Here is a 14,291-nt window from a genome sequence, read left to right as displayed (position 1 = left end):
TTTTTATTAGAGTATAACAAGTTTTTCAAATTTTTCAACTGTTTTATTTAATAAGTTTGAGTGCACTTTTAATTTATAAATATACACGCCTTTACCAATTTTATCGCCAAAATCGTCGCGACCATCCCAAACTATATCTCGGGATAACGTACTGGTGGTTTGACCATTTAATGTACGCACAAGTTTACCCGAAACGGTAAATATTTGTATTGAAACGTCTAAAGCCTGCGAACTATTGTGGTTAAACCAAAATTCTGTGTAATTTACGAACGGATTTGGATAATTTAGAACATTATTTACGACCAACTGCTCATTCTCGTCGTAGACAATAAACTGAATCTCGGCAGTTGACGAATTATTATAAACATCCCAAGCTGTAATAGTTAAGGTATGCAAACCTGGTTCTAAATCTCTAAAAGCATAAGCTATTTCGCCTTTGGTATAATCGTTTACATCGGTTTGATAATAACTATTTAATATATAAGGATTGGTTTCATCGCCATCTAAAACAGCTTTTATATCATGCCCAACACCGCTAGCCGTGTTAATTCCGTTTAAATCTTCTAACTTAACTAATAATGTAGGACTCTCGTTTGTTATGCCTCCAGAAACAAAACTATCGTCATTCATAAACAAACTTATTAAAGGTCCAGTATTATCTTCTGGCGCATTTTCATTTAAACCACCAATAAGAACTGTGTTTACACTAGCTCCCGTTTGATCTTCGGTTAACCCTTCATTTTTGGCATAAAAACTAATTTTACCATAACCTACAGGAATACCAACATCTTTTGGCACAATAAAATCGAATTCGAATGCTCCATTAGTTACAGCTGCTTGTCCTCGAAAAATAATTTCGCCGAGCGTTGTAAAATCTAGTTTAACCAAAGTACCATTTAATGTAGTACCATCGTTTGCTAAGGTTTCTCGCTCTATCCCCTTATCGAAAATAGTTGTTGCTAGTGTACCATTATAATTTGTTAATAAGTTACCAGACAAGTCGGTTACTTCTCCTGCTAGTTTTACATAGCTTAAGGCTTTTAAAGTATCGGTTGTTTGAGTAATAGGAACATCGTTAATTGTTGTTAATCGAATGTTAGGTTTAGGAAAGGCCAATTTCATTGCAGGATCACCTATAAAAAATATAAGTCGTTTTTGACTTGCACTAGTTACAGCCGGATCGATTTTTGCTAAACGCAAAGCTTCTGCAATTGAAGGGTATTCATAGTCACCATAACTGTCATCATCATTATAGGAAAACAAATATTGTCCCAAGGTATTATTAAAATTTATGGCAAAACTCACAAATATTTGACGTGTAGTTGTAATTAAGCCAATGGCGCCCGCATCGGCATTCCAATAAATAAACTCTCCAGCCGTTTCGCGATGTGGATTATCGAATCGGGTAAATTCACAGGTTACAGTAACGAAGCAATTATATTTATTGGTATTGCGGAGGTTGTTAATATCTGGTTTTTGTAACAATAGTTCGCTAGCAAGCCCATCTTCACCCCCATGCCCAAAATAATTTACCACCAAAGCTCCATTTTCAATGGCATTTGCTATTTCGGTAGTTACTTTTGGATATCGCTCACCTCCAGCTGATGTTTCTTGCTGAAAAGCATCTGAATGAATTTTAGTTACATTGATAAATGGTTTTTCCTCGGAAACTAAGTTACCGATATTATCGGTAGTTTCCTGTAATAAACCTTCCCAGTCTTCATCTACATCATCAGAAATAACAACGTAATTATTTCGCCAGCTTCCAAAAGAGTCTGCATTATAATAACCTTCAATTTTATCAACCAACTCTGTGGCTCTTTGTGGGGTATCGGCTAGAATACGTCCAACAGCAATATCTAACTTATCGCTTGTTGCCAAATTACCCTCATTTTCATCCATTAAACCATAAAAGTCATCAGAAATAAACGAATTTGTTAAACTAAAACTATTATAAGCATGCCACGACGGCACTATATTGGTATTGTTAGAAACTCGATCTTTATAATCGTATGAACTATCACCAAATAAGCATAAATATTTTAGTCTGTTCTCTGTTGTGCTAGAATTATTATAAACATATTTTACAAAATTTCTAATAGCTCCAACATCAGGATTACCTGTACTAAACTCGGTGTAAATTTCATTTAAATTAACCACCTTAACGTTTAAACCATATTGCGTTTCGTTTATAGTTGCCAAACGTTGGGCCTGACTTAACATATTTAGGGGCGCAATTATTACATAATCTATATCTTGAAAAACACCAGAGGAATTATTAAATATGGTGCCTTTTAAATTTTGATTTAATACACGAGTATCAGAATCAAAACTTGGTTCATAATAATCTTGAGGCGCAACAGCCACAAATGTTTTTAAACTACCAAGCGTTGAAAGAAAACTAAAATCTGAGCTGTTTTCTGAATTATTTACTGTGGTTACGTTATATAAATCTGTTACTTCCCAAATTTCTGATAATTGACTTGTATTGGATATATTATATTGCCCGACTCCTGAATTTGAAACAACCGCACTATTTTCAAACTGAAATTGTTTACCATTAAATACAAGATTTCGCAAAGCCTTAATTGAAATATAATCAAGATAACCTACAGCACTGGGATTACCACCATTGTCGTAATTTAAGGTTACAGCAATGGTTGAAGAATTAACAGTAAAACTACTATTATATGAAGCACCACTTGCCAAAATAGGAGACGATATTTGCGAAAGCGACAAATTAGTTATAGAACTTCCATTTAATAACACTTCCATACTACTGTTGCTTGAAGATACCGAAGCAACTTTTACCGAAAACTGTACAGGCGTTGTTGTTACTAAATCCGGAAATTCAAACTCGAAGGTTTTAGTTGTTTCAATATCAAACCTGTCTCCAAACCAACGCCTACCCACCGAAACTAAGTTATAATCGTCTGTTTCGTGGTATTGGTAATCTTCAAACGTATCAATAATTAAATTTGGGCTTTCGGTTGGTTGCGGCATTTGTGAAATGCGCTTACCATTACCCGAACTAACATTAATATAATAATATGTTTTATCGTTATAACAATTAATATTTGTTTGGCTTTCGCTATTATAGCCATTAGGCCCTTGCGCATAAAACAAAATATAATCGTTACTGTCGAAGCTTCCATCCTCTTCTCCTACAAACTTAATGGCGTTCTCCGGTACATCGGTAGGATATTCTGTAGCGTTTGCGTAAGGCACCATAGCTCCGCCATAACCATAAAGCTTAATAGTTCGAGGATCTACACTATTTACATTAACCCCTAAACGCTGTAAAAAACTACGAGATAACTTAAAAACTCCAGTGGTATCAACATAAAACTTATACCATTCCCCCGAATTAAGCACCGAATTAGACAAGCCTTTAAAGTCGCTAAAACTTTTGTTAAAGGTAGATCTACCTGTTGTTCCTAAACCATAATTTAACTGAAATGAGACTACTTTTTTAAAGCCGCCTTTACCATCTTTAATTATTGGTGAAATTTGAAAATAAGCATACCGCTTAGTTCTAGCATTAGCATTATTTAATGTAAAGTTTAATTCGGTTGGAATTAAGTTTTCGTCAAGATCCTTTAATTGAGTTTTAGAAATTGGCGCATAAATCACTTGATTTACTGAAACCGACGCTTCGTTTATTAATGTACTCGTCTCCCATTGATCAACAAAAAACAAACCATCACTAAAACTAAACGAAAAATTAGCCTCATTAAAACCAGGAAATTCTTTTACAAAACTATCGCCTGTAAGTGTTTTATTTTCACCCCAAGTTATTGTATACTTTTTTTGTTGACTATAAATAACTCCTGTTAAAAGGAGCAACACGATAAAAACTATCTTTTTCATTAACAAATAAACGCTTTAACAAATACATTAGTATTAAGTTAGCAACAATTATTAAACAAGTTCAAAAATACAATAATAAATTAGTAAAACCGTCGTTTATACAACAGAAAACAACGACATAAAACAGCAAAATCATCGTTGTAGTGTATAAAAAACAAGGTGAAATACATAATTTTTTGGATAAAATGCATAAAATAGCTTGCTTTGTTAGGTTAAATTACTATATTGCAGCACCAAAAATATTATTAGCTTACTTAAACGTATGAATATGAAAAAAGTAATGGCATTCAGGATTATAGTAGTTATGGCAATTGCTATACTTGCAACGAGTTGTAAAAAGTCTTCTAGTTCAAAAAATAGTTCACGCGCTACCGGATGGGCTATTAACGACAAAAATGGCGGTTTTCAATACAATTCAGATTTTAAAGAACAAGAAACCGCACCAGGTTTAGTGTTTATTGAAGGTGGTACATTTACAAAAGGTCAAGTACAAGACGACGTTATGCATGATTGGAATAATAGTCCAAATCAGCAACACGTTCAATCGTTTTACATGGACGAAACCGAAGTTACCAATGCTATGTATATGGAATACCTAGACTGGATTAAACGCGTTTATCCACCATCTGAAGATCACTTTAAAGCCATTTACGAAGGTGCCTTACCAGATACATTAGTTTGGAGAAACCGTTTAGGATTTAACGAGGTAATGACAGAAAACTACTTACGCCACCCAGGTTATGGCGAGTATCCAGTAGTTGGTGTAAGCTGGATTCAAGCCGTTGAGTTCGCTAACTGGCGCTCAGACCGTGTTAACGAATACAACCTAGAAAAAGCTGGTTTTTTAAAGCGCGATGCCAAAATAACCGATGTTAATTCGGATCAAACGTTTAGTACAGATACTTATATTAATGCTCCTACCATGACTTATGGTGGTAACGAAGAAATAATTAACGACGAACGCAAAAACAAACGTTATGTTCGTACCGATTTAGATGGTAACGAATCTAACATTTACGCTACTCGCGAAACAGGCTTATTTTCACCAAAGTACAGACTACCAACCGAAACCGAATGGGAATACGCTGCTCTTGGATTAAGTGAATTAAGAAGTTATAATATGTACCGTGGTCGTAAAAAATATCCTTGGGATGGCCAATACACTCGCTCAGGAAAACGTAAAGTGCGTGGTGACCAAATGGCAAACTTTAAACAAGGTAAAGGTGATTACGGCGGAATTGCAGGTTGGTCTGATGATGGCGCCGATATTACAAATGCTGTTAAGTCCTACGAACCAAACGATTTTGGATTATATGATATGGCCGGAAACGTTGCCGAATGGGTTGCCGATGTTTACAGACCTATTGTAGATGACGAATTTAATGACTTTAACTACTATCGTGGAAACGTTTATACTAAAAATGCTTTAAACGAAGATGGCACAGTGAAAGTAATTACAACAGATGATATTATTTACGATACACTTTCGAACGGTAAAATAATTGCTAGAAACTTACCTGGTGAAATTTTACAAGTACCAGTAGACGAAAACGAAACTTATTTACGTACTAACTTCGATAAAAGTAATGAAATTAACTTTAGAGATGGTGACAGAAGATCTTCTAGAGAATTTGGTAATTTTGAAGATGAAGGAAAAACGAGCGAAATGTACAACGCACCTCAACACAAAACACGTATTGAAAATGGCGAATTAATTAGAGAAAACGATGAAGCCAATACACGTAACTCTTTAATTAATGATGAAGTTAGAGTATACAAAGGTGGATCTTGGAAAGACAGAGAGTATTGGTTAGATCCTGCTCAACGTCGTTTCTTTCCGCAAGATATGGCTACAGACTACATTGGATTTAGATGTGCGATGTCTCGTGTAGGTTCCAAAAGTAAAGGCAAACAAAAAACTAAAAACTAATTTTTAGTTTTAATAAAAACTTAAAGTCCTAACAATTTGTTAGGACTTTTTTTATACTTTTAATTCAACAAAAGATTAACAAATTTGGAAATAGATAAACTTCATAAATTATTTTTAACTTGTAATTCTGCAAATACAGACACTCGCAAAATAGAGGTAAACGATATGTTTTTCGCCCTAAAAGGCGACAATTTTAATGGTAATATATATGCAAGCAAAGCCATAAATTTAGGTGCAAAATTTGCAATTATAGATGAGGCGGAATATAAAATTTCCGATAAATACATTTTAGTAAACAATACATTACAAACGCTTCAAGCCCTTGCCACATATCACAGAAACTATTTAAAGACTCCTATAATAGCCTTAACAGGAAGCAACGGAAAAACAACCACAAAAGAGTTAATAAATGCTGTGTTAAAGCAAAAATACCACACCAGCGCCACCTTAGGTAATTTAAATAACCATATTGGTGTGCCCCTTACCTTATTATCCATAAAAGAAAATACAGAAATTGGCATTGTAGAAATGGGTGCCAATCACCAAAAAGAAATAGAATTTTTATGCCATATTGCGCAACCCGACTATGGCTACATAACCAACTTTGGTAAGGCTCATTTAGAAGGTTTTGGCGGTGTTGATGGCGTTATAAAAGGAAAAAGCGAAATGTATGATTATTTAATTAAACATAATAAAACTGTTTTCGTTAATTCCAATGACTCTATTCAAGTTGAAAAAACCCAAACGGCACAGACCAAAACTTTTGGAAAAAATAATGCCGATGTAAAAATTGAATTTATCGAAGCCGAACCCTTTGTTTCTTGCTCTTTCGAAAGTCTTGAAATAAACAGCAAATTAATAGGAGATTATAATTTCAATAATATTGCCGCAGCAATTGCCGTTGGTAAGTTTTTTAATGTACCAAACAGCAACATAAAACAAGCTATTGAAAACTATGTTCCATCAAATAACCGCTCGCAAATTATACAAAAGGGAAATCATAAAATAATTTTAGACGCCTATAATGCAAACCCCAGTAGCATGCAAGCAGCCTTACTTAATTTTGAAAAGCAACAAGGACATACCATAGCTATTCTAGGCGATATGTTTGAACTCGGACATGAAGCTGAAATTGAGCATCAAAATATTGTAAACTTAACTTCTACTCTAAACATAGATACGGTTATTTTTATTGGAGAAAACTTTTATCGCACTCAAACTAGCTCCTCAAAATTTAAATCTTTTAGCAATTTTAAAGATACATTTAACATGAGCAGCTTAAATGCATCTACAATACTTATTAAAGGCTCTCGTGGAATGGCTTTAGAACGTATTTTAGACTTACTATAAAAATGAAAGCCTGCTTAATTAAAAAATTAAGCAGGCCCTTCAAAAAAAATTCTCCCTAAGAACTATAATTAATAGCAAAACAAATATCTATCAAACATTTTAACTACACAATACTCAATTTGAGTATTAATGCAATTATTTTAAATAAAATATTTATTTCCCTTTAACAAACCTATAAGTTCTCCAGTGGATGAAACATTAAGTTTTTTCATAATATTCCTTCTATGAGTATCGACAGTATTATGGCTAATACCGAGTTTAGCAGCAATTTCCTTGCTGGTGTGTTTTAACATTAATAACCTAATTACATCACGTTCTCTATTACTTACTCCATCAGATAGTAGTTTTTTAGAAAAATTACTAAAGTATTTTGTTTCGTATTCATTATTTGCATTTAGCATTTTTGCAGAGGCACAAATTTCCATGTAAATTTTACTATCTAAAACAGTGTAATGCGCAAGGCCAATAATAGGTTTATTAAAGGCATCAAACTCTAAAGGTGTTGTATTTTGTATAATATTTACATATTCACCTTTAGCATTTTTTAATCTATAATTCCAAGTGTAACTCATTTTCTCGCGATCTTCAGTGGCTATTTCAGAAAGCGTAAACTCCATTAAATGATTTAATGCACTTAACCACTGTTCCAAATCGTCTGGGTGCATGCGTTTCCAAAACATATTCATACCTCCCGCTTTAAGTGTTTCTCTATCCAGCCCTAAACAAGCCGTTAAATTTTTACTCACATATTCAAAAGTAAGCTCCTGCGTATTGGTTATGCAAAAAAAGGTTGAATTGTAAGGTAAGTAAGGGTCTAACTCTATCAACTTATCAATATGCTTCTCTACAGATGGTCTGTTATCGTACGATTGAAAGATTTCTTTATAAGATGCTTTTATAAAACTTGTCGGCATAGTAACAATAATTTATACTAAATTAAGAAAACCCAACTAAATTATAAAAGAAATATTACAACATAAAAAAAGCTTCCATCTCTGGAAGCTTTTTGTGGGCGCGAAGGGATTCGAACCCCTGACCCCTTGGGTGTAAACCAAGTGCTCTGAACCAACTGAGCTACGCGCCCTTGTAATTAGGTGTGCAAATATAAACTAGTTTTTAATATTGCAAAAACTTTTTTGATAAAATTTTTAAATTATTTCTGCCACAACAAAAGTACTACCCCCAATAAAAATTAAATCCTTTTCTGCTGCCACTTTTAGCGCTGTTTTATAAGCCTCGTTTACAGAACTATATATTTCTCCTTGTAAATCGTTATCATTAAAAATTTGTTGTAAAACTTTTTCATTTAAACCACGAGAAATTTCTGGTTTACAAAAATAATAGGTGGCTTTTTTTGGCAGTAATGGTAAAATTGGAGTTAAATCTTTATCATTTACAACGCCAATAACAATATGCAACTTATTAAACGCTTCCTTTTTTAGCTGGCTCATTACATAAGTTAAACCTTCCTTGTTGTGTCCTGTATCGCAAATAACCTTGGGCTTTTCTTGAAGTATTTGCCAACGCCCTAGCAAGCCCGTATTTTTTATGGTATTTAAAAAACCTGATTTTATATTTTCTTCTATGATTTTATACCCTAAAGTTTGCAAGACTTTCACGGTAGAAATTACGGTTTTTTTATTCTTTTCTTGATAACTTCCTTTTAAGTCAGATTCAAAAGTTTTAGTTTCACCCGCATCGGCAAACACAATTGAGGCGTTATTATTATCTCCCAACAACTTAAAAACAGGAGTCGTTTCTCTTTGTGTTTCTCCAATAACTACTGGCACTTTAGGCTTAATTATTCCGCCTTTTTCTCCTGCAATTTCTTTTAAGGTAGTTCCTAAAAACTGGGTGTGATCGAGACCAATATTGGTAATTACAGAAACTTCTGGGGTTATAATATTTGTAGAATCTAATCGACCGCCCATACCAACTTCAACCACCGCAATATCAACTTTTTGTTTCGCAAAATAGTCGAAAGCCATACCAACCGTCATTTCAAAAAAGGAAAGTCTATGCGCTTCGAAAAAGGCCTTATTTCGCCTAATGAAGCCCATTACAAATTGTTTACTAACAACTTGCCCATTAATTTTAATACGTTCGCGAAAATCCTTTAAATGAGGCGAAGTGTACAATCCAACTTTATACCCTGCTTCTTGTAAAATAGATGCCAACATATGGCTTGTAGACCCTTTACCATTGGTTCCGGCGACATGAATAGATTTAAACCTTGTTTGCGGATTATTTAAATGTTTAGCTAGTTTTATGGTATTACCTAAATCTTTTTTAAAAGCAGTTTTCCCTTGTTTTTGATACATTGGTAGTTGCGCAAACATCCAATTAAGGGTTTCTTGATACGTCATGTAATTACTGTCCTAATTTAAAGTTTACAGTAACAAAGCCTATTTGTTTTGCTGGTGCTTTAGAATCCGAAGGCCATTTGTGAGATAGCGCAATTTCTTTGGCTGGTTTTAATAAACAAGCTGCCGTATTTGTAGTTCCTTTTACTCCAGGCTCAGCAGAAATTACATTACCATTTTGGTTAACTATTATTTTAACAACAACTCTACCCGACTCATTACAATCTTGTTTTTGAGTTTTAAACGTTGCTCTTCCGCGTCCATTTAATCCATACCCAACACCTCCGCTTCCAGTACCTTGTCCGCCAAAATAACTAGGAGCATAAGGGTTACCATCTAACTGGCCTTTATCCCCAACTTTGTTATCGTCCCCTTCACTACCAGAACTGGTTCCTTCCGATTTACTAACGCCTCCAATTAAAGCATCAAGTTTTCTCTTCTTTTCTTCCTGCTCGCGCTTTTCTTTAGCTATACGGTCTGCCTCAGCTTTAGCTTTTGCTTCGGCCTCGGCCTTTGCTTTTGCCTGAGCTTCTTTTTGCTTTTTAATTGCAATTTCTTCAGCATTATCTGCCGTTAAAACATTTTCTTTAACTTCCGAAGGTGCTGCTGCTGGTTCAGATTTTGAAACATCGGGTTGTGGCGGCTCATTTATTTCTTTTGGTACCGATTTAATAGGTTCTTTTGGCTGTACTGTACCACTACCAAAATTACTTGTTCCAAAATTTACAGCTACACCATATTCTTCTGGCGGATCTTCATAAGTAGTACCAACAACAAACAATAATAACAACAAAATAACAGTAATTAAAGCTGTTAATTTTGCAGAATTGCGTTCATGTTTTGTTCTAAAGTACTTCATACTTTTATCTATCGTATTTAAAACCCATTAATTAGGTTGTACGGCTAAAATAACTTTAAATTTATTTCGATTCGCAATATCCATCACCTTAACCACATTTTCAACAGGTACCGATTTTTCAGCTCTTAATACAATTGTTGGTTGTTCTTGACTGGACAATATAGATAACAACTGATTTTCAAGAACGCTCTCGCCTACACGTTTTTGATCTATGTAGTATGTTAAATCTTTTTTAATACTTACAGCAACAGATCGTTTATTTTCTGTTTTACCACTGGCTTTTGGTAATACGATATCAATAGCATTTGTGGTAACCAAAGTTGAAGCAATCATAAAAAAGATAAGTAACAAGAATACAATATCTGTCATAGAAGACATATTGAATTCTGGTGTTACTTTATTTCTACTTCTAAAATTCATACTATGTTGGTTCGTTTAACAGGTCTAAAAACTCTAAAGAATTTGCCTCCATTTGATAAACAACCTTATCTGTTCTAACCACTAAATGGTTGTAAGCCATGTAGGCTACAATACCCACAATTAAACCTGCAACCGTAGTTGTCATGGCTGTATACAAACCACCTGCAAGCACGTCCATTTCTATGGTTCCTCCAGCGTTAGCCAATTCAAAAATGGCAAGAATCATACCCGTTACTGTACCTAAAAACCCAATCATTGGAGCTGCACCAGAAATGGTTGCTAAGATACTCACATTCTTTTCGAGACCGTAAATCTCTAATCTTCCCGCATTTTCGATGGCCGTATTAATATCGGCCAAGGGTTTACCGATTCTAGAAATTCCTTTTGCGATTAAACGGGAAACTGGAGTGTTTACTTGTGCACAGAGCATTTGAGCAGAATCAATTTTACCATTACTTACATGGTCTTTAATTTGATTCATAAAATTAGCATCGACATTTGATGCCGCCTTTATTGCGAAAATGCGTTCAAAATAAATATAAATTGCCGCTACTAAAAGTAAAAACAAAATAGCTATAATTATTTGGCCACCAACGCCTCCACTACTTATTAATTCTATAATCGAGAGGGTTTTCTCTACCGATTCACCATCTGTTAGTGCTTCTGCACCTTCTTGAACTTCTTGTATAATCATAGGTTATAAATTACTTAATTTGGTAACGGAAAATTATTAATAAAATTATACTAGAACAAATTTTACCATTAAATATCCTAATCCGCCTAAAACAATAGTATAAGGCAAAGCCATTTTTACCATTTTACCATACGATAAATTAATTAATGGCGCTAAAGCCGATGTTAATAAAAATAAAAACGCTGCTTGTCCATTTGGCGTTGCTACACTAGGTAAATTTGTACCTGTATTTATTGCAATAGCTAATTTCTCGAAATGTGCTCTATCTATAGCTCCACTTTTAAATGCTTCTTGTACTTCCCCAATATAAACGGTAGCAACAAATACGTTATCACTTATTGCCGATAAAACACCGTTAGCAATGTAAAATAAACCTGGTTGCGATGCCGGATCCTGCTCTAAAGCCCAATGTATTATTGGACTAAACAAGTGTTGGTCATGAATCATGGCTACGATTACAAAGAAAACCACTAGTAAGCCTGTAAATGGTAATGCTTCTTCGAACGCATGTCCCAATTGATGCTCGTCAATAATACCAATAAACGCCGTTTGAAAAATAATTAATGCTAATCCAATAAAACCTACTGGCGCAATATGTAAGGCTAATCCAATAATTAACAATACTGCCGCAACCCCTTGAACTATTAATGCATATTTTTGTTTATCTGATCTATTAGCGTCTTGCTCATTCGTATAATTTTCAATAATATCTCCAACTACTGGAGGTAATTTTGCACCAAACCCAAAGGTTCCTGTAAGCTCTAAAACTACGGTGGTTAATAACCCTGCAAATAACACTGGGATTGTTATTGGAGCCATTTGAAGGAAAAACTGAATAAAATCCCATCCCATACGTTCACCAATCAGTAAGTTTTGCGGTTCGCCAACAAGCGTACACACACCTCCAAGAGCAGTACCAACAACACCATGCATTATTAAACTACGTAAAAAACTACGGAATTGCTCTAAGGTTTCGCCGCTCAACTCTTTTTTATCTTTTACTCCACTTTTATCGAAATCGGATTCTCCAGAATGTATTTTATGATAAACTGCATAAAAACCAACCGCTACGCTAATTAAAACAGCTGTAACAGTTAAAGCATCTAAAAAGGCTGAAAGTATAGCCGATAAAAACACAAATAATAGCGACAATACTAATTTTGACTTTATTTTAGTAAAAACTTTACTAAAAATAAACATCAATAACGGTTTCATAAAGTAAATACCAGCTACCATAAACACTAAAAGTAAAACAACTTCAAGGTTTTGATCCACTTCATGATAAGCATTATGAGGCGTGGTTAAACCAAGGGCTACCACCTCGATAGCTAATAAACCACCTGATTGCAACGGATAACATTTTAACGCCATTGCCAAAGTAAATATAAACTCGGCAATGAATAACCAAGAGGTTACCGTTTTACCCAAAACATAAAACGAAAATACATTGAAAATTAAAAAACTAATCATGGTTAACTTAAACCACTTTGGACTACTTCCTAAAAAATATTTTAACATAGTGAAAAATTTAAATAAGTTGGTTTAGTGCAATTTCGAAAGCTGTTGCACTTATTTTTGATTTTAATTTATTTTTATTGTGAATATTCTGTAAAGCTGAATTAATAATTTTTGAAGTATCGCTAAAAATAGCCTCGTCGGTCATTTGCACTTTTCGCTCCATAAAATAGGCAAAAACTCTAGCCATACCGCAATTTGAAATAAAGTCCGGAATTAAACTTACGCGATCGTCGGTATATTCCATAATAGGGCCAAAGAAAATTTCCTTATCGGCAAACGGCACATTTGCTCCACAAGAAACTACTTCTAACCCACTATTTATCATTGTATCTATTTGCTTTTTTGTAATTAATCGAGATGCTGCACAAGGTGCAAAAATTTCAGTATTTAATCCCCAAATTTTCTCATTAATTTCGTCGAAAGGTATTAAATTTTCAGCATTTAATGTATTTCCCGATTTATTTAAAAATAGATTTGTAATTTCTTCAAAGGAAAATCCATCTTCGTTTATTAAACCACCAACTACATCAATAATACCAACAATTTTAGCTCCCATCTGCGACAAATAAAAAGCCGCTGACGAACCCACATTTCCAAACCCCTGAACTACAGCTCGTTTACCAGATATACTTCCGCCATAAATATTATAATACTGTTTTACAGCTTCTGCAACGCCATAACCAGTTATCATATCGGCTACCGTATACTTTCTAGTTACATTTGGAGAGAATTCTGGATTTTCAATAACTTTTATAACACCATGACGTAATTGACCAATTCGATTAATTTTATCGGCTTCGGTAGGTTTAAAATGGCCGTTAAAAACACCTTCTTGCGGATGCCAAACACCACTTTCTTCGGTTATTGGAATAACTTCGTGAATTTCATCTACATTTAAATCGCCACCTGTTCCATAATAACTTTTTAGCAATGGCGACACCACTTTATACCAGCGCTCTAAAACACCTTTTTTTCTTGGGTCTTGCGGATTAAAATTTATGCCCGATTTTGCGCCTCCAATTGAAGGACCTGAAACCGTAAATTTAATTTCCATGGTTTTTGCTAACGATAAAACTTCATTAACATCTAGCCCCAACCGCATGCGCGTTCCTCCACCAGCTGCTCCACCTCGTAAAGAGTTTATCACCACCCATCCTTCGGCTTCGGTTTCGGCGTCTTTCCAGTTAAAAACGATTTCAGGTTCTTTATTCTCGTACTTTTTAAGTAATGCTTTCATTGTTAAAATTATGACTTAGTTTAAACTAAAATTTACATTCGGGGAAGACT

General features: G+C 34.4%; 10 protein-coding genes and 1 tRNA gene. 2 read left to right on the top strand and 9 right to left on the bottom strand.

Annotated features, from left to right (window positions below; genetic code table 11):
* Positions 1–6 precede the first annotated feature (6 nt).
* Complete coding sequence (porU, locus tag LG651_RS05390) at positions 7–3,870, bottom strand: type IX secretion system sortase PorU (RefSeq protein ID WP_226695130.1); 3,864 nt, start codon at positions 3,868–3,870, stop codon at positions 7–9.
* 262 nt (positions 3,871–4,132) lie between these two features.
* Here porU and gldJ point away from each other — a divergent pair, with 262 nt between their 5' ends.
* Positions 4,133–5,800 carry a gliding motility lipoprotein GldJ gene (gldJ, locus tag LG651_RS05385; RefSeq protein WP_226695129.1) on the top strand — a complete coding sequence of 556 codons (1,668 nt, stop codon included), beginning with the start codon at positions 4,133–4,135 and terminating at the stop codon, positions 5,798–5,800.
* 84 nt (positions 5,801–5,884) lie between these two features.
* On the top strand, positions 5,885–7,150 hold the full coding sequence (locus LG651_RS05380; protein ID WP_226695128.1) for a UDP-N-acetylmuramoyl-tripeptide--D-alanyl-D-alanine ligase: 1,266 nt from the start codon (positions 5,885–5,887) through the stop codon (positions 7,148–7,150).
* Positions 7,151–7,290: 140 nt separating this feature from the next.
* On the opposite strand, the gene LG651_RS05375 is transcribed toward LG651_RS05380, so the two are convergent.
* The 8 genes from LG651_RS05375 to LG651_RS05340 form a co-directional block, all read right to left on the bottom strand.
* Entirely contained in the window at positions 7,291–8,064 is a 774-nt protein-coding gene (locus LG651_RS05375; RefSeq protein ID WP_226695127.1) for a LuxR C-terminal-related transcriptional regulator, read from the bottom strand.
* A 95-nt stretch (positions 8,065–8,159) separates the two neighbouring features.
* Positions 8,160–8,234: transfer RNA gene (locus tag LG651_RS05370), tRNA-Val, on the bottom strand.
* A 64-nt stretch (positions 8,235–8,298) separates the two neighbouring features.
* Entirely contained in the window at positions 8,299–9,516 is a 1,218-nt protein-coding gene (locus LG651_RS05365; protein WP_226695126.1) for a bifunctional folylpolyglutamate synthase/dihydrofolate synthase, read from the bottom strand.
* 4 nt (positions 9,517–9,520) lie between these two features.
* Positions 9,521–10,372, bottom strand: coding sequence for an energy transducer TonB (locus tag LG651_RS05360; protein WP_226695125.1), 852 nt, complete (start codon positions 10,370–10,372; stop codon positions 9,521–9,523).
* Positions 10,373–10,399: 27 nt separating this feature from the next.
* Positions 10,400–10,792 (bottom strand): ExbD/TolR family protein, encoded by a 393-nt coding sequence (locus tag LG651_RS05355; RefSeq protein ID WP_226695124.1) that lies wholly within the window; start codon positions 10,790–10,792, stop codon positions 10,400–10,402.
* Position 10,793: 1 nt separating this feature from the next.
* Positions 10,794–11,486, bottom strand: coding sequence for a MotA/TolQ/ExbB proton channel family protein (locus LG651_RS05350; RefSeq protein WP_226695123.1), 693 nt, complete (start codon positions 11,484–11,486; stop codon positions 10,794–10,796).
* Positions 11,487–11,531: 45 nt separating this feature from the next.
* Complete coding sequence (gene nhaB, locus LG651_RS05345) at positions 11,532–13,004, bottom strand: sodium/proton antiporter NhaB (protein ID WP_226695122.1); 1,473 nt, start codon at positions 13,002–13,004, stop codon at positions 11,532–11,534.
* A 10-nt stretch (positions 13,005–13,014) separates the two neighbouring features.
* Positions 13,015–14,241: a Glu/Leu/Phe/Val dehydrogenase dimerization domain-containing protein gene (locus tag LG651_RS05340; protein WP_226695121.1), complete on the bottom strand. Its 1,227-nt coding sequence runs from the start codon at positions 14,239–14,241 to the stop codon at positions 13,015–13,017.
* Between the last annotated feature and the right edge of the window lie 50 nt (positions 14,242–14,291).

It is taken from the genome of Neotamlana sargassicola (assembly GCF_020523965.1).
Taxonomy (GTDB): Bacteria; Bacteroidota; Bacteroidia; order Flavobacteriales; family Flavobacteriaceae; genus Neotamlana; species Neotamlana sargassicola.
Note: the sequence above shows the minus strand (reverse complement) of the source record. Positions and strands in the feature narration are given on the sequence as shown.

What these genes read in the sequence shown, in the direction of transcription:
- LG651_RS05360 (WP_226695125.1), bottom strand. Translation starts at nt 10,372, where the DNA reads ATGAAGTACTTTAGAACAAAACATGAACGCAATTCTGCAAAATTAACA.
- LG651_RS05350 (WP_226695123.1), bottom strand. Translation starts at nt 11,486, where the DNA reads ATGATTATACAAGAAGTTCAAGAAGGTGCAGAAGCACTAACAGATGGT.
- gldJ (WP_226695129.1), top strand. Translation starts at nt 4,133, where the DNA reads ATGAATATGAAAAAAGTAATGGCATTCAGGATTATAGTAGTTATGGCA.
- LG651_RS05375 (WP_226695127.1), bottom strand. Translation starts at nt 8,064, where the DNA reads ATGCCGACAAGTTTTATAAAAGCATCTTATAAAGAAATCTTTCAATCG.
- LG651_RS05355 (WP_226695124.1), bottom strand. Translation starts at nt 10,792, where the DNA reads ATGAATTTTAGAAGTAGAAATAAAGTAACACCAGAATTCAATATGTCT.
- nhaB (WP_226695122.1), bottom strand. Translation starts at nt 13,004, where the DNA reads ATGTTAAAATATTTTTTAGGAAGTAGTCCAAAGTGGTTTAAGTTAACC.
- LG651_RS05340 (WP_226695121.1), bottom strand. Translation starts at nt 14,241, where the DNA reads ATGAAAGCATTACTTAAAAAGTACGAGAATAAAGAACCTGAAATCGTT.
- LG651_RS05365 (WP_226695126.1), bottom strand. Translation starts at nt 9,516, where the DNA reads ATGACGTATCAAGAAACCCTTAATTGGATGTTTGCGCAACTACCAATG.
- porU (WP_226695130.1), bottom strand. Translation starts at nt 3,870, where the DNA reads ATGAAAAAGATAGTTTTTATCGTGTTGCTCCTTTTAACAGGAGTTATT.